Origin of the sequence: Streptomyces hesseae (genome assembly GCF_031845785.1) — a bacterium.
Taxonomy (GTDB): domain Bacteria; phylum Actinomycetota; class Actinomycetes; order Streptomycetales; family Streptomycetaceae; genus Streptomyces; species Streptomyces hesseae.
In genome coordinates this window covers 668,974-690,355 of sequence record NZ_JAVRFI010000002.1, presented here as the reverse complement: position 1 = coordinate 690,355, position 21,382 = coordinate 668,974, and the positions used below count along the sequence as shown (strand labels likewise).

The 21,382-nt window shown below is 73.6% G+C and carries 17 protein-coding genes and 1 pseudogene; 10 read left to right on the top strand and 8 right to left on the bottom strand.

Annotated elements, in window-relative coordinates:
- Window positions 1-5: 5 nt before the first annotated feature.
- Complete coding sequence (gene fhuB, locus RM609_RS05975; protein WP_311608481.1) at window positions 6-2,189, bottom strand: Fe(3+)-hydroxamate ABC transporter permease FhuB; 2,184 nt, start codon at window positions 2,187-2,189, stop codon at window positions 6-8.
- A gap of 157 nt (window positions 2,190-2,346) precedes the next feature.
- On the opposite strand from fhuB, the gene RM609_RS05970 reads away from it, so the two are divergent.
- Window positions 2,347-3,102 carry an SDR family oxidoreductase gene (locus RM609_RS05970; RefSeq protein ID WP_311608480.1) on the top strand — a complete coding sequence of 252 codons (756 nt, stop codon included), beginning with the start codon at window positions 2,347-2,349 and terminating at the stop codon, window positions 3,100-3,102.
- A gap of 23 nt (window positions 3,103-3,125) precedes the next feature.
- Here the strand turns inward: RM609_RS05970 and RM609_RS05965 are convergent, their stop codons facing one another.
- Entirely contained in the window at window positions 3,126-4,532 is a 1,407-nt protein-coding gene (locus RM609_RS05965) for an AAA family ATPase (RefSeq protein ID WP_311608479.1), read from the bottom strand.
- Window positions 4,533-4,849: 317 nt separating this feature from the next.
- On the opposite strand from RM609_RS05965, the gene RM609_RS05960 reads away from it, so the two are divergent.
- From RM609_RS05960 to RM609_RS05950, 3 genes are all read left to right on the top strand, one after another.
- Window positions 4,850-5,722, top strand: coding sequence for a diaminopimelate epimerase (locus tag RM609_RS05960; RefSeq protein ID WP_311608478.1), 873 nt, complete (start codon window positions 4,850-4,852; stop codon window positions 5,720-5,722).
- An 88-nt stretch (window positions 5,723-5,810) separates the two neighbouring features.
- Entirely contained in the window at window positions 5,811-6,878 is a 1,068-nt protein-coding gene (locus RM609_RS05955; protein ID WP_311608477.1) for a YncE family protein, read from the top strand.
- A 181-nt stretch (window positions 6,879-7,059) separates the two neighbouring features.
- Window positions 7,060-8,007 carry a polysaccharide deacetylase family protein gene (locus RM609_RS05950; RefSeq protein ID WP_311608476.1) on the top strand — a complete coding sequence of 316 codons (948 nt, stop codon included), beginning with the start codon at window positions 7,060-7,062 and terminating at the stop codon, window positions 8,005-8,007.
- A gap of 13 nt (window positions 8,008-8,020) precedes the next feature.
- Here the strand turns inward: RM609_RS05950 and RM609_RS05945 are convergent, their stop codons facing one another.
- The 5 genes from RM609_RS05945 to RM609_RS05925 form a co-directional block, all read right to left on the bottom strand.
- Window positions 8,021-9,208: a cytochrome P450 family protein gene (locus tag RM609_RS05945; RefSeq protein ID WP_311608475.1), complete on the bottom strand. Its 1,188-nt coding sequence runs from the start codon at window positions 9,206-9,208 to the stop codon at window positions 8,021-8,023.
- A 153-nt stretch (window positions 9,209-9,361) separates the two neighbouring features.
- The gene (locus tag RM609_RS05940; RefSeq protein ID WP_311608474.1) at window positions 9,362-11,356 is read right to left on the bottom strand and encodes an ABC transporter ATP-binding protein; all 1,995 of its coding nucleotides are present in this window, start codon (window positions 11,354-11,356) and stop codon (window positions 9,362-9,364) included.
- 166 nt (window positions 11,357-11,522) lie between these two features.
- On the bottom strand, window positions 11,523-12,209 hold the full coding sequence (locus RM609_RS05935; RefSeq protein ID WP_311608473.1) for a phosphatase PAP2 family protein: 687 nt from the start codon (window positions 12,207-12,209) through the stop codon (window positions 11,523-11,525).
- Window positions 12,206-12,844: a phosphatase PAP2 family protein gene (locus RM609_RS05930; RefSeq protein WP_311608472.1), complete on the bottom strand. Its 639-nt coding sequence runs from the start codon at window positions 12,842-12,844 to the stop codon at window positions 12,206-12,208. The genes RM609_RS05935 and RM609_RS05930 overlap by 4 nt, the downstream gene beginning before the upstream one ends.
- A gap of 183 nt (window positions 12,845-13,027) precedes the next feature.
- Window positions 13,028-13,432 carry a rodlin gene (locus RM609_RS05925; protein WP_311608471.1) on the bottom strand — a complete coding sequence of 135 codons (405 nt, stop codon included), beginning with the start codon at window positions 13,430-13,432 and terminating at the stop codon, window positions 13,028-13,030.
- A 328-nt stretch (window positions 13,433-13,760) separates the two neighbouring features.
- Between RM609_RS05925 and RM609_RS05920 the strand changes: the two genes are divergently transcribed.
- From RM609_RS05920 to RM609_RS05900, 5 genes and pseudogenes are all read left to right on the top strand, one after another.
- The gene (locus tag RM609_RS05920) at window positions 13,761-14,075 is read left to right on the top strand and encodes a putative quinol monooxygenase (protein WP_311608469.1); all 315 of its coding nucleotides are present in this window, start codon (window positions 13,761-13,763) and stop codon (window positions 14,073-14,075) included.
- 387 nt (window positions 14,076-14,462) lie between these two features.
- Window positions 14,463-15,482, top strand: coding sequence for an isopenicillin N synthase family dioxygenase (locus RM609_RS05915; RefSeq protein ID WP_311608467.1), 1,020 nt, complete (start codon window positions 14,463-14,465; stop codon window positions 15,480-15,482).
- Window positions 15,483-15,611: 129 nt separating this feature from the next.
- Window positions 15,612-16,932 (top strand): annotated as a pseudogene (locus RM609_RS05910) (MbnB/TglH/ChrH family RiPP precursor modification enzyme).
- Window positions 16,933-16,950: 18 nt separating this feature from the next.
- Entirely contained in the window at window positions 16,951-17,982 is a 1,032-nt protein-coding gene (locus tag RM609_RS05905) for a TIGR04222 domain-containing membrane protein (protein WP_311608466.1), read from the top strand.
- Between the two features lie 398 nt (window positions 17,983-18,380).
- On the top strand, window positions 18,381-19,268 hold the full coding sequence (locus RM609_RS05900) for a S1 family peptidase (RefSeq protein ID WP_311608465.1): 888 nt from the start codon (window positions 18,381-18,383) through the stop codon (window positions 19,266-19,268).
- Between the two features lie 42 nt (window positions 19,269-19,310).
- Here RM609_RS05900 and RM609_RS05895 read toward each other — a convergent pair whose 3' ends face one another.
- Window positions 19,311-20,195 carry a helix-turn-helix transcriptional regulator gene (locus RM609_RS05895; RefSeq protein ID WP_311608464.1) on the bottom strand — a complete coding sequence of 295 codons (885 nt, stop codon included), beginning with the start codon at window positions 20,193-20,195 and terminating at the stop codon, window positions 19,311-19,313.
- Between the two features lie 119 nt (window positions 20,196-20,314).
- Between RM609_RS05895 and RM609_RS05890 the strand changes: the two genes are divergently transcribed.
- A complete protein-coding gene (locus RM609_RS05890; RefSeq protein ID WP_311608462.1) occupies window positions 20,315-21,367 on the top strand; it encodes an NAD(P)-dependent alcohol dehydrogenase in 1,053 nt (350 codons plus the stop codon).
- Window positions 21,368-21,382 lie beyond the last annotated feature (15 nt).

Sequence of the window (21,382 nt, the reverse complement as noted above, 5' to 3'; positions counted from 1 at the left end):
GAGGTCTACACCCGCGCCGCACCGGACCGCCCCAGCAACACCCACAGCAGGAACGGCCCGCCAAGAACCGTCGTGACGATGCCGACGGGAATCTCGACCCCGTCGAAGAGCACGCGTCCCACCGTGTCGGCGACAACGATGAGTACGGCTCCCGTGAGCATCGACCCCACCACCGGCACCCGCAGCGGCCCCGCCAGCCGGCCCGCGATCACCGGCGAGGCCAGCGCCACGAAGCCCACCGGCCCGCAGATGCCCACCGCCAGCCCCGCCAGAGCCACCGCGAGCAGCAGGCAGAACATCCGCACCCGGGCCGGGGCGACGCCCAGGGACGACGCGGTGAAGTCGTCGAAACGCAGCACGTTGAGCTGGCGGGCGACGACGAGGGCGAGCGGTACGAGGACGGCCAGGCCGATGAGGACGGGGGTGGCCACCGAGTAGCCGCGTCCGTTGAGGCTGCCGGAGGTCCAGACGTAGAGCGAGCTCGCCGAGTTCAGCGAGCGGCGGGTGAGGACGACCTGGGTGACGGCGGAGGCGAGGGCGGACATGGCCAGGCCCACGACCAGGACGCGGTAGCCGCGCTGCCCGAGGCCGCCGGAGACGGTGGTGACGACGAGGACGGCCACCAGCGCGCCGAGGGGGCCGGCCCACCAGGCGCCGAAGGTGCCGGTGACGGTCGTGGAGATGAGGACGGCCGCCGTCGCGCCGTCGTTGACGCCCAGGAGCTCGGGGGTGGCGAGCCGGTTGCGGGCGAGGGTCTGGGTGAGGCAGCCGGCCAGGCCCAGGGCGGCGCCGGCGGTGAGCCCGGCGACGATCCGGCCGAGCCGGAACTTCTGGACCAGGAGCACGTCGAAGCGGTCGCCCGAGCCGAGGACGGCGTTGAACGTCCGGCTCAGGCCCATCTCGCTCTGGCCCGCGTACGCGGACAGGACGACGGCGGCGACGAGGAGCGCCGCCAGGGCGAGCGCCGCGAGCGCGGCCCGGCGCGGCAGCAGCATGGACAGCGCGCCGCTCCGCAGGACGAGGCTCTCTCGCTTCTCCTTCCGCTCCTCCCGCCGCCGCAGGGCGAACCGTCGCTTGGGCGGCGCGGCCTCCTCCGTGGCGGGGTCGGTCATGCCCATCGCCCCCATGCGCCGGGAGCGGACGATGCCGATGAGGACGGGGGCGCCGATGAGGGCGACGATGACGGAGACGGGTGCCTCGAAGGGCCGGGAGACCACCCGGGCCAGGACGTCGGCGCCGGTGAGGACGCCCGCGCCGATGAGTCCGGCGAGGGCGATCTGGGCGGTGAGCCGGGGGCCGGCGAGCGTGCGGGCGAGGAAGCCGGCCAGCAGGCCGAGGAAGGAGATGGGGCCGACGAGCGCCACGGCGGAGGCGGTGAGCAGGGTGACGGCCACCGCGACGACCACCCGGATGGTGGAGGGCCGGTGGCCCAGTCCCTTGGCGAGGTCGTCGCCGAGCGCCAGCGCGGACAGCGGGCGGGCGACGAGCAGGGCGATCACGAAGCCGACGGCGAGGACCGGCAGCAGACCGGTGAGCTTGCCGAAGCCCTCGACGCCCGCGAGCGAGCCGAGGACCCAGAAGCGGAAGCGGTCGTAGGTCTCGGCCGAGTTGACGACGATGACGCTGGTGAGCCCGCCGAAGGTGGCGCCCAGCGCGGAGCCGGCCAGGACCAGCCGCATCGGTGAACCGCCGCCGCGCCGCCCCGCGATGAGCAGGACCAGCGCGCTGGCGACGATGGCGCCGCCGAACGCCCACAGCAGATGGCCGAGGCCGCTCTGCACCCCGAGGAAGGCGATGCCGGCCACGACGCCGAGCGAGGCGCCGGCGTTCACCCCCAGCAGGCCCGTCTCGGCGAGGGGGTTGCGGGTGACGGCCTGGAGCAGGCTGCCGGAGGTGCCGAGGGCGGCGCCGACGAGGAGCGCGGTAAGGGTGCGGGGGATCCGCAGATCGCCCACGACCAGGGACAGCCGCGAGTTGTCGCGCGCGCCGTGCCGGCCGAGGAGATAGTCAAGGACGGCGCCCGGGCCGACCTCGCCCGCGCCGACGGACAGGGAGAGGGCGGCGATCACGAGGACGGCGAACAACAGTCCGGCCGCTATGACCGGCAGCTTCCGACGGCCGTGGGACGGTCTGGGAACTGCCTGGTCAGCGGCGGGTTTCGCCTCGGTGTCCACGTGCGACAAAGTCATAAGGTAAGGCTAGCCTAATGCCCTCTGGCGTCCGGAAGCTCCGGGGTCGTACCGCTCGGGCACCCGCATGCGACCGGCACGCGACCGGCATGCGAAGGGGTACATACCGCCATAAAGTAGTCGTGCTTTGCCGTCAGCCCCCTCCGAGGAGAGACGCATGCCCAGTCATACGCTCAAGGACAAGGTCGTCGTCATCGGGGGAGCGTCGAAGAACCTCGGCGGTCTCATCGCCAGGGAGGTCGGCAAGGACGGCGCGAAGGTCGTCGTCCACTACAACAGCCCGTCCTCCAAGGAAGGGGCCCAGCAGACCGCCGACGCGGTCAGGGCCGCGGGCGGCGACGCGGTCGTGCACGAGGCCGACCTGAGCCAGGTCTCGGAGGTCGAGGGGCTGTTCGAGGTGGCCGTCGGCGCCTTCGACAAGGTCGACTGCGTGGTGAACACCGCCGGCATGGTCCTCAAGAAGCCGCTGACCGAGGTCACCGAGGCCGAGTACGACAAGATGTTCGCGGTGAACTCCAAGGCGGCGTTCTTCATGATGCAGGAGGCCGCGAAACGCGTCGAGGACGGCGGGAAGATCGTCACCATCGTGACCTCGCTGCTCGCCGCCTACACCGGCCTCTACTCCGTCTACGCGGGCAGCAAGGCCCCCGTCGAGCACTTCACCCGCGCCCTGTCCAAGGAGCTGTTCGGCCGGAACGTCTCGGTCAACAACATCGCCCCCGGGCCCATGGACACCGGGTTCTTCTACCCCGCCGAGACCGACGACTCCATCGCGTACCACAAGTCCTCCGCGATGAACGGCGAGCTGACGAAGATCGAGGACATCGTGCCGTATGTGAAGTTCCTGCTCACCGACGGCTGGTGGCTCAACGGGCAGACCCTCTTCATCAACGGCGGCTACACCACCCGCTGACCCGCTGGCCCGCCCCGGAACGGCTACGACCGCCCCGGCCCGCTCCGGGCGAGCGGCGCCGGGCCCGTGGCGGCCGCCTCCGCCCCCTCCAGCGCGAACAGCCGTATCACCGGCGGGACGACATAGGACGGCTCCGCCGCCCGCCGCCCGTCGAGGGCCTCCAGCAGATGGCCGTCCAGCAGGTCGCCGAGGATCCGGTGGGTCCGCGCGGTCCCGCACCCGAGCAGCGTCGCCGCGCCCCGCAGGCCGAACCCCTGCGCCCGGGTCGTCGCCAGCCGGCGCAGGGCCCAGCGCGTCTGCTCGTCCAGCACGCCGAACGCCGCCGCCACGGCGGCGCGCACGGTGAGGTCGCCCGAGCTCAGCTCCCGCAGCCGGGTGCGCGGATCGTGGAGGACCTCGTCGAGGAGCGTCCGCATCGTCCAGTGCGGCCGCGCCAGCAGCCGGCAGCCCACCACGCGCAGGGCCAGCGGGATCCGGCCGCACAACTCGGCCACCAGCGCCGCCTCCGCGCGCTCGCGGCGCACCCGCTCCTCGCCGGCCATCCGCGCCAGGAAGACCAGCGACTCCTCCGTGCCGAACGCCCCGACGTCGACGCGCCCCGCGCCCGGCAGCGCGGACAGCCGGCGCCGGCACGTCGCGAGCACCGCCGACCCGCCCACCCCCGGGCAGGCGCAGCGCACCTGCCCCTCCGAGACCGCGTCGTCGAGGACGATCAGCACCCGCCTGCGGGCCAGCGCGGCGCGCAGCCGCGCGCCCGCCTCCTCCGCCGGTCCCGCCCCCGCCGCCGGGTCGCCCAGGGAGCGCAGGAGATGGCGGACCACGTCGTCCGGGCCGAGGGTCGGGTGCCCGGCGGGGGACAGCTGGACGAAGAGCTGGCCGTCCGGGAACCGGGAGCGGAGCCGGTGCGCGGCGCGCACCGCCAGCGCCGTCTTGCCCGCCCCCGGATGCCCCGCGATCAGCGTCAGCCGCTGCCCGCACCGGACCCCCTCGGGCGCCAGCGCCCCCTCGATCTCCAGCAGTTCGCGCTGACGGCCCGTGAAATCGGCGATATCCGGCGGAAGTTCGCAGACCGACGCGCCGGGGAGGCGTATTCCCGGGGTCCGGCCTCCGTTCACCGGTACGGCGTGCGCCGCCGTGTCGTCGCGGGGCCGCTCCTCCGGCGCGCCGTCGTGCTCCGGCGCGAGCCGCGCGGCCCTCGCCGCCTCGACGAGCCTCCGCGCGGCCTCGTCCCCCTGGGCCAGCGCCCCCGCCAGGAGCTCCACGGACTTCCGCTGGGGGCGGCCCGTCCTGCCGCGCTCCAGATCGCCGATGGCGCGCACGCTCAGCGTGGACGCCCCGGCCAGCTCCTGCTGGGTCATGCCCGCCGAGAGCCGGTAGCGGCGCAGCAGCGGGCCGAACGCGAGCCCCTGGGCACCGTCCGTCAACGTCATTCCCCCTCGGGCCCCTTCCCCACTGGCGCACGGCCGGCCGCGACCGGCCTGTGGGCCTCCTCGTCACCGGACCACCCCAGCGTAGGACGCTCAACTCAGCGGTCAAGATGCCCCCTTCGCTCGCCGACGTCCGCTATGGGCCCGGCCGTCGGCGCACGGCCCCCCATCCGTCCCGCGCGGTCCGGCGGCGGTCCACCGGCAGTCGCCCGGCAGTCCGCCGGAGAAGCCCCGCGAAGGCGTTGCGGGCGGCCCCGCCGCTGCCGCACGATGCCGCAGTCAGGGTCCGGTGGGCCCGAACCTCCCCCGGAAGGTGGTCGATGGCTGCGCACCGGCCCGTCGTCGAGCCCGGGCCCCGCTATGTGAAGGGCCACTGCGGCGGCGACGGCTTCCTGCTCCTCCTCGACCCCGGCAACCAGGTCGCGCTGTCCGAGGGCGCGGTCCGGGGGCTGTGCCACCCGCGCACGGGGCTCGGCGGGGACGGCCTGCTGCGCCTGACGGCCGCCGGGCCCGGCAAAGGACCTGCCCGTACGCGTGGCGAGTGGTTCGTGGACTGCCGGGACGCCGACGCCTCGCATTCCATGGTCTGCGGCCCCGGCGCCGGGTTCGCCGCCCGCTATCTGACGGTGGCCGGGCTCGCCGGGCCCGGGGCGCTGTGGATCGGCACCCGGCTGGGCGACCAGCGCGTCACCGTCGACGCCAAGGGCCGTACGACCGTGGAGATGCCCACCCCGCGCGTCCTCGGCACGGCGGGCGTGACGGCGGACGGGGAGTCCTTCCCCGGCACGCTCGTGTCGCTGGGCGCTCTGCACCTGGTCTGCGTCATGGACCACCCCGTGTCCTACCTGGACTTCACCAAGGAGCCGCAGCCGGACACCGCGGCCTTCCCGAAGGCCGTCGGCGTGCTTGTGCCGGCCGCCGACATGGTCTTCGTCAACGTGCTGCCGCGCGGCAGCCTGCGTGTGCGCGCCTACCGGCCCGGGGCCGGGGAGATCCGCCCGGGCGGCGCCGCCGCGTGCGCGGCGGCCGCGGCCTTCCAGCATGCCGCGGGCCGCCGGGAGACGACGGTCGTCGAGAACGTCATGGGAGCGCTGACGGTGGCGCTCGACGCGTCGTCCGCCACGCTCCTCACCGGCCCGGCGGGCGTCGCGGCGGAGGGCGTCCTGGACGCCCGGTGGCTGGCGGCGCTGTGAGCCCGGGGACTTCGATTGCGTCCGACGCAAGTCTCGGTTGACAAGCTTGCACTGGAGTCACAGGCCGGTCCGGGGCGAGGATCGAGGCATGAACTCCCCTCAGCGAGACACCGCTTCCGGCATCTCCTTCGCCTTCCGTGACCAGCTGGCCGTCGTCAGCCAGACCGGACCCACCGTCACCTTCTTCGACGCCGTCACCCATGAGCGGCTGGACGTCGTCGAGGTGCCCGCCGAACCGCACGAGCTGTGCTTCGACCCGGACCACCGGGTGCTGTACTGCGCGACCTCCTACACCGGCGGCTACTACGGCATGCACGAGGGCCGGGCCCGGCAGGTCACCGTCATCGACGTCGACACCCACGCCGTCGTCGACGTCCTCGACACCACCCCGGACCACGCGCCCCACGGCCTGGCCCTCGACCGGGCGCGCGGGCTGCTCTACGTCAGCGTCGAGGCCAACGGCACCGAACCGGGCGGGGTCGTCGTCTACGACACGGCGACCCGCGAGCGGCGCGGCAGGATCCCGGTGATGGCCGGCGGCCCCCACTGGGTCGAGATCACCCCGGACGGCCGCCGCGGCTACACGACCAACAAGGAGGCGCCCTTCGTCTCCGTGCTCGACCTGGAGCGCGGCGAGTTCGCCGGGCGGATCGAGGTGCCCGGCAGCGAGGGCCTGGCCGTCTCGCCCGACGGCGCGTACGTCTATGTGGCCGCCCCCAAGGGCGACTTCAAGGACGGGCCCGCCGCCCGCCCGGGCGTCCGCGTGATCGAGACCGCCACGGGCGCGATCGTACGGACCCTGCCCACCGAAGGTGTGGTCTTCCCGGTGCACACGACGGCCACCGGAGCCGTGCTCGCCGGCGAGCTGCGGATGGCCCAGGGCGAGGGAGGCCTGCTCGGCGCGCAGACCAACGGTGTGCTGACCGTCTTCGCGCCCGGGTCGCTGGAGATCGTGGGGCAGGTGGAGACCGGGGTGTTCCCGCTGACCGTCACCTCTTCGCCGGACGGCAGGACGGGCTATGTCTCCGGTGTCATGTCCAGCACCGTGACCGTGGTCGATCTGACCGCCCCGAAGGTGCTCACCACCCTTGAGGTGGGCCGTGCGGGCGAGGCCGGGGCCCATGGTCTGGCCTATATCACCGCCGCCCGGGGCTGACGCCCGTGCTCGGCGCGGCCGCCCGGGCCACCACCCGGGCGGCCCAACCGTCCCGGCCGCCGCGGTTGCGGGAGTGCCCGTCCGGCCCGAGGGTTGGTGTCAAGATCATCGAACCGGTGTCGATACCGGGGTAGATGACGGGTCGTGCGTGCCGGCGGGCCGTCATCCGTGAGGAGTCAGCATGTCCGGATACGGTCAGGTGTTCCGGCGTGGTCGAGGGCGCCACCGGCGGCGCCGGCGGGCTCCGCTGAAGACGGCCGCCGCGGTCTCCGCGCTGGTGACGTGCTCGGCCTTCGCGGTGCACGCCGTGGACGACGACCAGGAGGACTGCGTACCGCTGCCGGCGGGCGCCAAGGGCGGCCGCCGCGACCTGCCGGCCTGGTGCCACGGCCACCACGCGGCGGGCGCCCCGGCGGGCAAGGGCGGCCCCGGCGACACCGGTGACGGCGTGGCCCGCGACGGCGACAGCGGCCACCGGGACCGGCCCGCCGCCCCGCCCGCCCCCGAGGGCGTCTACGACCGCGAGCGCTGCGGCAACACCTCCGGGCGGATCCTGCTGACGCTGGACGACTGGCCCTACAACGACCCGGAGCGGTCGGTGCGCATCGGCGCCCAGCTGAAGGCGCAGGGCATCCGCGCGGCGTTCTTCCTGATCGGCAAGTTCGCCGCGCAGTACCCGCAGATCACCCAGCAGCTGCGGCAGCAGGGCCACTGGGTGGGCAACCACTCCTACACCCACCGCCATCTGCCCAGCCTGGACGACGACGAACTGCACGACGAGATCCACAACGGCGTGGGCGGCAATCTGCTGCGGCCGCCGTACGGCGACGCGAGCGAGCGCGAGCGGGAGATGGCGGCCGAGCTCGGCTTCCGGATCTGCAACTGGACCATCGACACCCACGACTGGGAGAAGACCCAGGGCCACGCGCGGAGCGTGGACGACATCCGCGCGAGCATCCGCGACGCCACACCGGACGAGAAGCGCAACGGCGTCATCCTCGGCCACCTGTTCAGCAACTTCCCCGACGCCCTGCCCGACATCGTGAGCGATCTCCAGGCCCAGGGCTATCAGATCTGCCGCAACAACGGCCCCGTCACCGAGAAGGTCCCCTACCCCCTGGACTGCTGACGGGCTCCCGGGCTCAGTAGCGCACGGGCAGCGCGGCCAGACCGCGCAGAGCCAGGCTCGGCCGCCAGAGCAGCGTCTCCGGGCGGTCGGTGTCGAAGGCCAGGCGAGGGTGGCGCTCCAGGAGGCTCCGGAGGGCGACGGCCGCCTCCAGCCGGGCGAGCGGGGCGCCCAGGCAGTGGTGGAGACCGTGGCCGAAGGCCATGTGGCCGCGCGCGTCGCGGTGGATGTCGAAGCGGTCGGGGTCGGGGAAACGGCTCCCGTCCCGGCCGGCCGAGGAGAGGATCACGATGACGGGCTCCCGGGCGGGGAGGGTGATGCCGCCGATCTCCACGGGCTCGGTGGTGAAGCGGTAAGCGGCCCGCTCCACGGGCGACCGGTGACGCAGCGTCTCCTCGATCGCGCCCTCCAGCAGCGACCAGTCGGCCCGCAGCTCGGCGAGCTGCCCCGGGTGGTTCAGCAGGCTGTAGACGGCGCTCGATATGAGGTTGACGGTGGTCTCGTGCCCCGCGACCAGCAGGACGAAGGCCATGCCCAGCAGTTCGGCGGGGGAGAGGCGGTCGCCGTCGTCGGCGGTCGCCGCCAGGGCGCTGAGCAGATCGTCCTCGGGGGAGTGGCGCTTGCGTTCGATGAGGCCGTGGAGGTACTCCGTCATGGCCTGCGCCGCGGCGGCCGCGGCCGCCATGTCCGTGAGCATGACCATCTCGTTGGACCAGGCGCGGAAGTCCGCGCGGTCGGCCGCCGGGACGCCGAGCAGTTCGCAGATGACGGTCAGGGGCAGCGGCAGCGCGAAGGACTCGACGAGGTCCGCGCGGCCGGTGGCGGGCAGGGCGTCGAGCAGCCCGTCGACGATCTCCTGGATCCGCGGCCGCAGGGCCTCGATGCGGTGGGCGGTGAACTCCCTGGCGACCAGTTTGCGCAGCCGGGTGTGGTCCGGCGGGTCGGTCTGGAGCATGTTCGTCCCGATGGGGACGCCGCCGTCGCCCGTCCAGTCGGGGGAGTTGCGCAGATCGTTGCTCATCCGCGGATCGGCCAGGGCGGCCCGGGCCTCGTCGTACCCGACGATCAGCCAGGACTCCTTGCCGTCGGGGGTGCGCATCCGGTGGACGGGGCCCAGCTCGCGCAGCCGCGCGTAGCGGACGCCGCGGTCGGCGGAGAGGTCCGCGCCGGGGTCGGAGTAATCCATGAGAACGGGTGTGGACATGGCTGGTCCCTTCTGCGTCCGGAGACGACCGGAAAGCAAGTGGGGTGTGTTCCCCGTTTATGGTCGCCGACTGTAGCAGTAACTGGGGAGTGCTCCCCGGGTAGGGGTGCGGGCGGGAGGGGCGCCTCGCCGGGTGCCCCTCCCGCCCACGGTTCAGTGCCGGGCCGGCCGCGCGGTGCCGTCCGGGTCCCGGGAGCCGGGCACCGCAGGGCCGTCCCCGGCGAACTGCCCGCGCTGGAGCTCGTACAGATCACGGAAGACGCCCGCCGAGGACGGGCTCATCAGCTCCTCGAAGGTGCCGCTCTCCCGGAGCCGGCCGCGCTCCAGGACGTGGATGACGTCGGCGTGCCGGACCGAGGCCAGCCGGTGGGTGATCAGCAGCACCGTCTGCCCGCCGTCCGCGAGCCGCCGGATCTGCTCGAAGACCTGGATCTCCGCCCGGGCGTCCAGGGCCGAGGTGGGCTCGTCGACGATGAGGATCCGCCCCTCCCGGTAGCGGGCCCGGGCGATCCCCAGCCGCTGCCACTGCCCGCCGGAGAGCTGGTGCCCGCCCTCGTAGCCCCGCGCGAGCAGGGTGTCCCAGCCGCGCGGCAACTGCGCGACCACGTCGTCGGCGCCCGCGTACCGGGCCGCCGTCTCCAGCCGCTCCTGGGACACGGGGTGGTCGGTGCGGCCGATCGCGACGTTCATCCGGCAGGTGAACGGCCACCGGTGGAAGTCCTGGCTGACCATCGCGAAGCGCGCGAACACCCCGGCCCGGTCGAGGCCCGCCATGTCCCGGCCGTCCCAGAGGATCCGCCCCGAGTCCGGGCGGTAGAGCCCGGCCAGCAGCTTCACCAGGGTGCTCTTGCCCGATCCGTTCTCCCCGACCAGCGCCACGATCTTCCCCTGGGGGATCGTGAGGCTGACGTCCTCCAGCGCGGGCCGCCGCGCGGCGGTGCCCGGATAGCCGAACGAGACGTTCTCGAAGCGGATCTCCTTGGGATCGTCCGGCACGGGCTCCCCGCCCTCCGGGATGGCCCGCTCGGCCGCCTCCCGGCACAGCCGCTCCAGGTCCTGCACATAACAGGCCTCCTCGTAGAGGCTGTTGACCTGGAGGATCAAGGAGGCCAGGCTCGCCGACCCGCTGCGCGTGGCCAGTACGGCGGTGCCCGCGACGGACAGCTGCATCACCCCGGTCATCAGCAGCCCGCCCAGCGCGGCATAGGTGGCGAGGACGGCCGCCCCTGTCAGCGCCGAGGCGATCAGCCGGACGCGCCCGGCGTCACGCGAGAGCCGGGTCTGCTCGGCCTCCGAACTCTCCGACATATTGCGGAAGTGCCGCAGGAGGAACGGGCCGACGTCGTGCACCCGCACCTCCGGCGCGGGCTCCGTCTGGATCAGCAGCCCGCTCAGCAGCCGCCCCGCCCGAGCGTGCTGCACCCAGTGGTGGAACGAGGCGTAGCGGGCCCGGGCGATGCGCAGCGAGGCCCATGCGCGGGGCACGGTCGTCAGGGCCAGCAGCGGCAGCAGCACCGGGTGGAGCACGGTCAGCACCCCGGCGGCCGCGACGAACGCGATCAGCGCCCCGACGACCCCCGAGCAGTACTTGATCATGCGGCGGGCCGACGACGCCCCGTACTGGGCCGAGTCCAGCAGGCGGTGGAACTCCTCGTCCTCGAGCGCCGCCAGCTCGACGTGGATGACCCGCTCCAGGTACATCTCCGTGGCGACGCGCTCGACCTTGGGCTCCAGCCGGCCCGTACCCGAGGTGGACGCCGCCGTCGCCAGCGCGCCCACCACGCCTGTGACCGCGACGACCAGCAGGGCGGGCAGGGCCGCGGTCAGCCGCTGCCCGGTCGGGCCGGCGGACAGCACGGCGGCCAGGACGTGGTTGACCGCGATCAGGCCGACGGCCTGGCCGGCCCCCTGGCCGAGCTCCGCCACCGCCACCGTGCGCAGCGCGCCGGGGTCCGCCCGCCGGGCCAGCCGGACCGTGGCGCCGACGAGGCGCGGCAGCCGCAGCGCCATCGCCCACAGGGACATCTCCAGTTGGGCGTTCTCGTGCTTGTTCCAGCCCTGGTCGTGCCGGAGCGGGCCGCCGAACAGCAACCGCTCGGACGGCGAGGCCTCTTGGGGACGGGGCCGGCGGGGCGGGCTATGACGCACAGAGCCTCCTCGTTGACGCCGGACCGGACGAGTGCTCGGAAAACGACGCCCGGGAGAGGGGCGTCACGGCCCCCCAAGGGCGCTTTCTCGTCCGGAAGTTCGAGGATGCGTCAATCGGCGGTCGGGAAGCGGCGGTCCCGCCGGTGATTCACTCCGCCGTGGCGGGTCACCCGATCCGGGGGTTGCGCCGCCACGGCCGGAGCGGCAGCGCCGGCCGTTCCAGGACGCGGGCCAGCGCCGGCAGTGTCAGTGCCAGCCAGCCCGTGGCCAGCAGCCAGCCGCCCACGAGGTCGGAGGCCCAGTGGACGCCCAGCACGACCCGGGTGAGCGCGACGCCCACCGCCCACAGCAGCGCGCAGCCCGCCGCCGCCCGGCCGGGCCCGCCCGGGTACCGGCGCAGCAGCGCCCAGGCGAGCAGCCCGCCCGCCAGCGCGCTCGTCGTGGCGTGGCCCGAGGGGAAGGACGCGGCGTGGGCCGCGCTCAGCCAGCCGTCGGCCGGCGGGCGGGGCCGGTCCACGGCGACGCGCAGCCCGATCCTTGCCAACTGGCCCGCGCCCAGCACCGCCTCCGCCGCCACGACGCCCAGCGCCCGGTCCAGCGTCCGGCCCACCGCCCGCGCGGACGCGAGCCAGCCCGCCGCGGCGGCCAGCAGATAAGGGACCGCGCCCGTACCCGTCGTCGTCAGGGCCTTCGCCGCCGGGCCCAGGCCCGCGCGATGCTCCAGGGCCGCGTCCCGCACCGCCGTGTCCACCGCGAACGGCGCGCCGCCCACGGCCGTCACCAGGGTCGTCAGGACGGCCAGCGAGGCCAGGGCCAGGGCCGCGACCACCGGCGCCGCCGGACGGCGGCTCACGCGGCCGTCACCAGCAGCCGCCGCAGCCGGCCCTTGCGGGCCCGCTCCACCCAGGGCGCCCCCCGGGTCGCCAGGACGGTCAGGGGCGCCGCGAGCACCACGCCCGTCAGCGCGCCGGCGGCCACGTCGTGCGGGTAGTGGGCGCCGATCCACACCTGCGAGGCGCCCATGGCCGCCGCGGCCAGCACCGCGACCGCCCCGAGCCGGCGCTCGACCAGCCACAGCGCGGCGGCCGTCGCGAAGGCGATCACCGCGTGGCCGCTGGGGAAGGACCAGTCCCCCCGGGCCGGGCACGACTCCAGGGTGAAACTCCGCGGTATCGAACGGCAGGGCCGGTCCTCCCGCACCGCGACCCTTACGACCATGTCCACTCCGTACACCATCGCCACCACCAGGGGAGTGGCCAGCGCCCGGGCCATCATCGGGGAGTCCGAGCGCCGGGCGAGCCACCAGGCGGTCAGCATCAGCGCGGCGAACAGCGCCAGCCCGAAGGCCGACCACGTGGAGACCGTATCGTTCAGCAGCCACGGCGCGTGCCGCGCGTCCCGGGTGATCGCCGTATAGAGACCGCCGTCGATGCCGGAACCGTCGAAGCCGGGTGCGCCGGGCAGGAGCGCCGGGGATATTGCGGTCACGTGTGCGGACCCTCCCATGATCGAGGGCCGGCCGGGCGGCCGGCCCGCCTGCGGTGCCGTATTCCTCGAATCCCGGATCACACCGGGCAGTTCGCTTCTCCGTACATCCGGACATACAAGAATCCCCCCGCCCCGGGGCCCGTACACCCGGAGCGGAGGGAATTCCCGGCAATCGCGAGATCGTCAGTGGCCTTCGTCGCTGTTGCCGGAGCCGTTGCCCGAGATGATCGGGATCTCGTCGACGAGGTGCGACAGCGGGTCGTCGCCGTCGTTGATCGTGGAGTTGTCCGTGCACTGCTGCTGCTGCTGCGAGGTGAGGATCGGCACGTCCTGGACGCCGACGTTGAGCGCCCCGATGAGGGACTGGATGCCGACCTTCCCGATGCCCAGGCAGAGCTTGTTGAGCGAGCCCTGGATCAGGCTCATCTGCGGGCTTTCCACGCCCCCGGTCGCGGTGTCGCCGTAGCTGGTCTTCGCACCGTTGGCGTTCGCGACGTCCTGGTCGTTGCCGATGGCCATCGCGGGGGTGGCGATGGCGCCGACCGCCGAGGCGGTCAAGGCCGCCGTGGCGAGAACCTTCTTGAGCACGTCAATGCCTTTCGATCGATCGATGTTTCCCACCGGGAAGCGAACTGAGTAACTGCAAGTGAATGGGGAAGTTCCGGAGTTTCACTCATTCGCCCCAGCGAGTCATTTACCTTCCGGGGTATCCAACTCCTTTTGGGCGGGACTTGAGGGGAAGTGCGCCCGGCCGCGTCACGGCTTCCGGAGGTCGCGCCGTTCCGGCTGGTAGCGTGCGCGGCGCGGCGGGAACTCCGGCCGTCGGCCCGCTCGGACAGCGCCCCCACACGCCCGCGTCCGGGCGGGCTTGCCGGTCGCCGGGGCGATTCCGCCGGCGCCGAGGGAGGAGGTCCGTATGACCGTCGAATACGTCCGCTACCGCATCACCGAGCCCGACCGCCGCGGCGCCTTCGAGAAGGCGTACGCCGCGGCCGCCGAGCACCTCTACGCCGCGCCCCAGTGCCTCGCGTACGAGCTGTCGCGCTGCGTGGAGGACCCGGAGCGCTACGTCCTGCGGATCGAGTGGACCTCGGTGGAGGACCACGAGGAGGGGTTCCGGCGCGGCCCGCACTTCCCGCCCTTCCTCGACGCGGTCCGGCCCTACACCGGGGACATCGAGGAGATGCGGCACTACGAGCGGACCCTGGTCGTCGACAAGCGCCGCGGCTGAACCGGCACCCGCCCCACCCGGAGCGGCGGGCGCCGATTGTTAACGGCATGTGACGCGCGCCACCCCCGTGCAACGGCGTGATCACCCCCGGGGGCGTATACCCTTCGGGATGTGAACCCGCTCGTCAAACGCCGCCACGTGGACTTCGTCCGTGTCACGAGCATGTCCTGTCGCCGGTCCGGCTGACCTTCACACCCTCGCGGCGCCCGCTTCCAGGGCGGCCGCCCCACGCGACTTCTCCGCGTTCCTCGTTTTCTTTGCTTTCTTCGCTTTTCCCTTATTCCTAGCCGCTCCCCGGTCCCGTCGCCGCCGCACACCCTGCGCCGGCCGCACGGGTCGTCCGGCCATCCCTGGACGCCCGCCGGGCCCTCACGCTGTGGACTTCTTATGAACAACGAGCTTCCGGTCATCGACCTCTCCGCCGCCTCCGCCGGACCCGAGGCGCGCGCCCGCCTCCACGAGGCCCTCCACGCCGCCGCCCGTGACGTCGGCTTCTTCCACCTGACCGGCCACGGCGTCACCGCGGAGGAGACCGCCGGCCTGATGCGCGCGATGCGCGCCTTCTTCGCCCTCCCCGAGGCCGACCGGCTCGCCATCAGCAACCTCAACTCCCCCCATTTCCGCGGCTACACCCGCACGGGCGACGAACGCACCGGCGGCAGCCAGGACTGGCGCGACCAGCTGGACATAGGCGCCGAGCGCGCCGCCCGCGTCCCCGGCCCGGAGGACCCCGGCTACTGGTGGCTGGAGGGCCCCAACCAGTGGCCCGCAGGCCTGCCGGAGCTGCGCACCGCCGCCCTGGGCTGGGTCGAGCGGCTGAGCTCGGTCGCCGAGCGGCTGCTGCACGAGCTGCTGGCCGCCATCGGCGCCCCCGAGGACTTCTACGACGAGGCCTTCGCCGACCGCCCCCACCTCCACCTCAAGCTCGTCCGCTACCCCGGCAGCGCCCCCGACGGCGCCGGCCAGGGCGTGGGCGCCCACAAGGACTACGGCTTCCTGACCCTGCTCCTCCAGGACGAGGTCGGCGGCCTCCAGGTGGAGGGCCCCGACGGGGAGTTCATCGACGTGCCGCCGCTGCCGGGCGCCTTCGTGATCAACCTCGGCGAGCTGCTGGAGGTCGCCACCGACGGCTACCTCAAGGCCACCAACCACCGCGTGGTCAGCCCGCCCGGGAACCGCGAGCGCTTCTCCGTCCCGTTCTTCTACAACCCGCGGCTGGACGCCCGCATCGAGCCCGTGCCCTTCCCCCACGCGGACCGGGCGCCCGGCGTCACCCAGGACGCGGGCAACCCGCTCTTCGCCGAGTACGGCCGCAACGAGATCAAGGGCTGGCTGCGCGCCCACCCGGGCGTGGCCCGCAAGTACCACCCCGGCCTGCTGGAGGACGCCGGGACCCCCGTCGCCTGACCCCGGAGGAACCCCCCCGGATCACTTCGAGGATTACCCTCTCCTTGATCAAGGATTGATCAAGTCGGGACGGGGAATCAGCCCCGCAGTGGGCGCAGCGCGCCGCGGGGGAGCCACGGGGGGTAGGGGATGAGTACGGTGCTGGGCACCGGCGTCGGCTGGCGGCCGGAGATCGCCGGGGACATCGAGCGGCTGCCGGGGATCGACTGGGTGGAGGTCGTGGCGGAGAACGTCTGCCCCGGCCACCTCCCCGCCGCGCTCCAGCGGCTGCGTGCCCGGGGGACGACCGTCGTCCCGCACGGCGTCTCCCTGGGCCTGGGCGGCGCCGACCGGCCCGACCTGGCCCGGCTCGTCGCGCTCGCCGAGCTGGCCGAGGCCCTCGACGCCCCGCTGGTCAGCGAGCACATCGCCTTCGTCCGCGCCGGAGGCGCCCCGGCCGGGCCGGGCGGCGCCCCCCGGATCGAGGCCGGGCACCTGCTGCCCGTGCCCCGCACCCGTGACGCGCTGGACGTGCTCTGCGAGAACGTCCGCATCGCCCAGTCGGTGCTGCCCGTACCGCTCGCGCTGGAGAACATCGCGGCCCTCCTCGCCTGGCCCGGCGAGGAGCTCAGTGAGGGACGGTTCCTCGCCGAGCTGGTCGAGCGCACCGGCGTACGGCTCCTCGTGGACGTCGCCAACCTCCACACCAACCACGTCAACCGCGGCGAGGACCCCGCCACGGCCCTCGACGAGCTCCCCCTCGACGCCCTCGCGTACGTGCATGTGGCGGGCGGCGTCGAACGCGACGGGCTATGGCACGACAGCCACGCCCACCCCGTCACCCGGCCCGTGCTGGACGTGCTCGCCGAGCTCTGCGACCGCGTCACCCCGCCCGGCGTCCTGCTGGAGCGCGACGACGACTTCCCCGAGGCCGGCGAGCTGGCCGCCGAGCTCGACGCGATACGCGCCGTCGCCGCGGGGGCCCGCTGCCATGGCTGACCCGGCCACCGGCGGAGCGGCACCCGGCGAGCGGGCCCCCGGCCGGGACACCGACGCCGCCCGGCAGCGGCTCGCCGAGGCCCAGCTCGCCCTGCTCTCCGCGCTCGTCGCGGACGCCCCGCCCCCGCCCGGCTTCGACCCGGAGCGCCTGGATGCCCAGCGCCGCGCGCTGCTCGCCAAGCGCCTCGGCGTCGTCCGCAAGATCGCCCCGGAGCTGGCGGAGATCCTCGCTGACGACTTCCGCGACCTCTTCCTCGGCTACGCCCGGGGCCGCCCCATGACCGACGGATACCGCCGGGACACCCTGGACTTCACCCGCCACCTGCTGCGCACGGACGCCGTGACCGACCCGGACCGGGTCCGTCGGCTCACCGCGTGGCCGGCCGAACGGACCGGCCCCGCCGCACCGCCCCCGGGGCGCGTACGCCGCCGGGTGGCCGCCGTCCTGTGCCGTCTGCGCCCCGCGCGCTGACCGAAAGGCAACCACCTCATGATCTACGCCATTCTGGTGACGCTGTGCTGCGCGGCGCTGATCGTCGCGCCCTCCGTCGCGCTGTGGCGCGTCCGGCGGCAGGCCCGCGGCCGGAACGTCATCCGGCCGCAGGCCGTGGACTTCCCGGACCTCCTGGGCGTGGCCTACCTGCTCGGCGGCCCCGAACGCGTCGCCGACACCGTCATCACCGCCATGCACGCCGACCATCGCGTCACCGTGCGCGACGGCAAGCTGGGGGTGGTGGAACCCACCGCGCGCGACGCCGTGGAACGCGCCCTGCTCAAGCGGTGCGGCGCCGACTGGAGCAAATCCCTGCGGACCGTGCGCCGGGAGATCCAGGGTGATCCCGCCGTCGACGCGATCCGCCACTCCCTGGTGAAACTGGACGCGCTGCTGCCGCCGGGCTTCGCCCGCCGGTGGCGGCGGGTGGCCGGCGCGCAGACGGCGTGCCTGATCATCGGGGCCGTCGCCGGCGTCGTGCTGCTCTTCTCCGCCGGCCACCGGGTCATGGGGCTCGTCCCGCCGGTGCTCGCCCTGGCCGGGGTCGTGGTCCGGGTGGCATGCGGCCCCCACAAGTCGCTCGATCCCCACACCGACTTCGGCAGGGACCTCAGCCGGTCGGTCACCGTCGACGACTCCTGGAGCCGGACCTCCGCCGCGAAGCACCCCGGCGGGGCGGCGGGCGTCGTCGCCGTGCACGGCCGGCTCCGCGCGCCGGACAAGAAGCTCAGGGCCCAGCTGTCGGAGGCGGCCAGGATACCGACGAGCCGCCGCCGGACCGCCTCCACGGGCCGCCGCGCCGGCAGGTTCTCATCCACGTCGTCGTCCTCCTCCTGGACGTCCACGACCATCGCGACGTCCTCGTACTCCTGCGGAGGAACCGTCCTCGACACCGGCGGCGACAGCGGATCGAGCGATTCCGGCCACTCGGGGCACTCCGGGCACTCGGGTGGTCACAGCTGTTCGAGCGGTCACAGCTGCTCGTCCAGCAGCTGCTCCAGCTCCAGCTGCGGCAGTAGCTGCTCCTGAGCGACCCGCGCGGCGCCCTGGGCTCCGCCCCCAGAGGCGGGTACCACAGGTATCGAATCGGGGGAGCGGCGATTACCGGACAGTCGCGGCCTTCACCGTCCGTTATGCGCACAGGGTGCGGGCGAGGGGCCCGTCATGCGCGATCGTGCGCATGACCTCTGGCGCTCGTCCGGCGGCCCATCGGCGGCCCATCGGCGGAGCCGGGGCGGATGCGCGTTTCTGCGTGGTCGTGCGCGACCGGATGTCTTCTTGTGCGTCGGCTTGTCCGGACGGGACACTCATCCGGCAACTCTTGGCATGCACGCGACGTGCGGTCGCTGCTGTGCCATACGAATCCTCCGGGCCCGGACGCGCGGTGCGCGCGACGGGCACACCCCCACTCGCAGGAGGTCGACGAGTTGAACCACTCACGCATACCCGGGCGCCGTGCCGCCCTGGCCGTCGCCGGAGCCGTGGTCCTGACCACGGCCTCCCTCACCCTCCAGAGCGCCCAGGCGGCGCCCGTACCCTCCGTCGCCGAACTGGCCTCCGCCAGAGCGGAACTGAACGCCCACGCCGCCGTCCCCGGCACCGCCTGGGCGGTCGATCCCAAGCTCCACAAGGTCGTCGTGACCGTCGACAGCACCGTCAAGGGCGCCCGCCTGGACCAGGTGCGCAAGGCCGTCGCCGACCTCGGCGACAAGGCGGCCATCAAGCGGACGGCGGGCGTCCTCCGCCCGCTCGTCGCCGGCGGCGACGCCATCTGGGGCAGCGGAGTGCGCTGCTCGCTGGGGTTCAACGTCACCAAGGGCGGCCAGCCGTACTTCCTCACCGCCGGGCACTGCGGCAAGGCGTCGGGCGACTGGTCCGACTCGCAGGGCGGCGGGTCGATCGGCTCCACCGAGACCGCCGAGTTCCCCGGCCACGACTACGCGCTCGTGCGCTACACCGCCGACGCGGACCACCCCAGCGCCGTGGACCTCTACGGCGGTGGCCAGCAGAGCATCGCCAAGGCCGGCGAGGCGCGCGTCGGCGAGCACGTCCGGCGCAGCGGCAGCACCACCCAGGTCCACGAGGGCGAGGTCACGGCCCTCAACGTCACCGTCAACTACCAGGAAGGCCAGGTCGACGGCCTGATCGGCACCAACGTCTGCGCCGAGCCCGGCGACAGCGGCGGCGCGCTCTTCGACGGCGACACCGCGCTCGGCCTCACCTCCGGCGGCAGCGGCGACTGCACGTCCGGTGGCGAGACGTTCTTCCAGCCGGTACCCGCCGCCCTCCAGGCGACCGGGGCCCAGCTGCCCTGACCCCGACCCCGTACCCCATGGAACGGCCCCGGCGTGCGACCGCTACGCGCCGGGGCGCGGCACGGGGAGCGAGGACTCCGTACCGCCCGGAGCCGTCTCCATCGTCCAACTGGCCAGCAGGCGCAGCGACTCGGCGGACGGCGATCCGGGCTCGGCGTGGTACGTCACCATCACCTGGTCCTGATCGGCGGGCAGGACGAACGTCTCGCACGCCAGCGTCAGCTCACCCACCACGGGGTGCAGCAGCCGCTTCACGCCATGGCCCTTGTCCCGCACGTTATGGGCCGCCCACAGGCGGCGGAACTCCTCGCTCTTGACGGACAGTTCGCCCACCAGGGCCGCCAGCTTGGGATCGTCCGGATGCCGCCCGGCCTCCAGCCGCAGACAGGCGACGAGGTCGGCCGCCTTGGCCTCCCACTCCACGTACAGCTCGCGCGCGGCGGGGTCGAGGAAGAGCTGCCGGACCATATTGCGCTGCTGAGGCGGCACGGAGGGGAAGTCGTCGAGCAGCGCGCACGCCAGCCGGTTCCAGCCGATGACGTCCGTCCGCCGCCCCAGCACATACGCCGGCACACCCTCCATGGTGTCCAGCAGATGCTGCACGGTGGGCCGGACGCGCTGCGGGCGCGCGACGCGCGGGCGGCTCGGGACAGGCCGGACCAGATGGCCGAGGTGCTCCCGCTCCGTCCGGGAGAGCCGCAGGGCGTCCGCTATCGCCTCCAGCACCGCCGTGGACACGTTCTGCCCGTGCCCCTGCTCAAGCCGTGTGTAGTACGCGACGCTCACCCCGGCCAGCTGCGCCAGCTCCTCACGCCGCAGCCCCGGCACCCGGCGCCGGCCGCCGTACGGCGTCAGCCCGACGTCCTCGGGCCGCAGCCGGGCGCGGCGGGAGCGGAGGAACTCGCTGAGCTCGGTGCGCTGATCCATACCCACCAGTATGCGGGCGGCGCCCGGAGCGGAGGGTGTCCCTGCCAGTGGTAGGAACCGCAAGCGTACTTTCAGCCGAGTCCTGGTTACCCGGAAGAACCCACCCGATGATCGACCGCATGACCCACACCACTGTCCACGCGTACGCGGCACCCGCTTCCAAGGCCCCCCTGGAGCGCACCACCATCGCCCGCCGCGCGCTGGGCGAGCACGACATCCTGATCGAGATCAAGTACTCCGGCATCTGCCACTCCGACATCCACACCGTCCGCGGCGAGTGGGGGCACGAGACCTTCCCGATCGTGCCCGGCCACGAGATCGCGGGCATCGTCGCCGAGGTCGGCGCCGGGGTCACCCGCCACACGCCCGGCGACCGGGTCGGCGTCGGCTGCTTCGTCGACTCCTGCCGCGAGTGCGACAACTGCCGGGCCGGACTCGAGCAGTACTGCACCGGCGCGAGCGGCCCGGTCGGCACCTACGCCGCCACCGGCCGCGACGGCGAGTTCACCCAGGGCGGCTACTCCACGCACATCGTCGTCGACGAGAACTACGTCCTGCGCGTACCCGGCGGCATCCCCCTGGACGCCGCGGCGCCCCTGCTCTGCGCGGGCATCACCCTCTACTCGCCCCTCGCCCACTGGAAGGCCGGCCCGGGGAAGAAGGTCGCCGTCATCGGCCTGGGCGGCCTGGGCCACATGGGCGTGAAGATCGCCCATGCCATGGGCGCCGAGGTGACCGTCCTCAGCCAGTCCCTCCGCAAGAAGGACGACGGCCTGCGCCTGGGCGCCGACCACTACCACGCCACGTCCGACCCGGCCACGTTCGAGGCCCTGGCGAACAGCTTCGACCTGATCCTCAACACCGTCTCGGCCGACCTGGACCTCAATGCCTTCCTGGGCCTGCTGCGCACCGACGGCGCCATGGTCCAGCTCGGCGCCCCCGAGAACCCGCTGCCGGTCGTCTCCGGCTCCCTGTTCCGGCAGCGCCGCACCCTCGCCGGATCGATGATCGGCGGCATCCGGGAGACCCAGGAGATGCTCGACTTCTGCGCGAGGCACGGCATCGCCGCCGACATCGAGCTGATCCGCGCGGAGCAGATCAACGAGGCGTACGAGCGGGTGCTCGCCAGCGACGTCCGGTACCGCTTCGTCATCGACGCGGCGACGATCTGACGCCGGCCCGGGGGC

Coding starts and splice junctions, on each gene's coding strand:
- fhuB (WP_311608481.1), bottom strand. CDS start 2,189: ATGACTTTGTCGCACGTGGACACCGAGGCGAAACCCGCCGCTGACCAG.
- RM609_RS05970 (WP_311608480.1), top strand. CDS start 2,347: ATGCCCAGTCATACGCTCAAGGACAAGGTCGTCGTCATCGGGGGAGCG.
- RM609_RS05965 (WP_311608479.1), bottom strand. CDS start 4,532: ATGACGTTGACGGACGGTGCCCAGGGGCTCGCGTTCGGCCCGCTGCTG.
- RM609_RS05960 (WP_311608478.1), top strand. CDS start 4,850: ATGGCTGCGCACCGGCCCGTCGTCGAGCCCGGGCCCCGCTATGTGAAG.
- RM609_RS05955 (WP_311608477.1), top strand. CDS start 5,811: ATGAACTCCCCTCAGCGAGACACCGCTTCCGGCATCTCCTTCGCCTTC.
- RM609_RS05950 (WP_311608476.1), top strand. CDS start 7,060: ATGTCCGGATACGGTCAGGTGTTCCGGCGTGGTCGAGGGCGCCACCGG.
- RM609_RS05945 (WP_311608475.1), bottom strand. CDS start 9,208: ATGTCCACACCCGTTCTCATGGATTACTCCGACCCCGGCGCGGACCTC.
- RM609_RS05920 (WP_311608469.1), top strand. CDS start 13,761: ATGACCGTCGAATACGTCCGCTACCGCATCACCGAGCCCGACCGCCGC.
- RM609_RS05915 (WP_311608467.1), top strand. CDS start 14,463: ATGAACAACGAGCTTCCGGTCATCGACCTCTCCGCCGCCTCCGCCGGA.
- RM609_RS05905 (WP_311608466.1), top strand. CDS start 16,951: ATGATCTACGCCATTCTGGTGACGCTGTGCTGCGCGGCGCTGATCGTC.
- RM609_RS05895 (WP_311608464.1), bottom strand. CDS start 20,195: ATGGATCAGCGCACCGAGCTCAGCGAGTTCCTCCGCTCCCGCCGCGCC.
- RM609_RS05890 (WP_311608462.1), top strand. CDS start 20,315: ATGACCCACACCACTGTCCACGCGTACGCGGCACCCGCTTCCAAGGCC.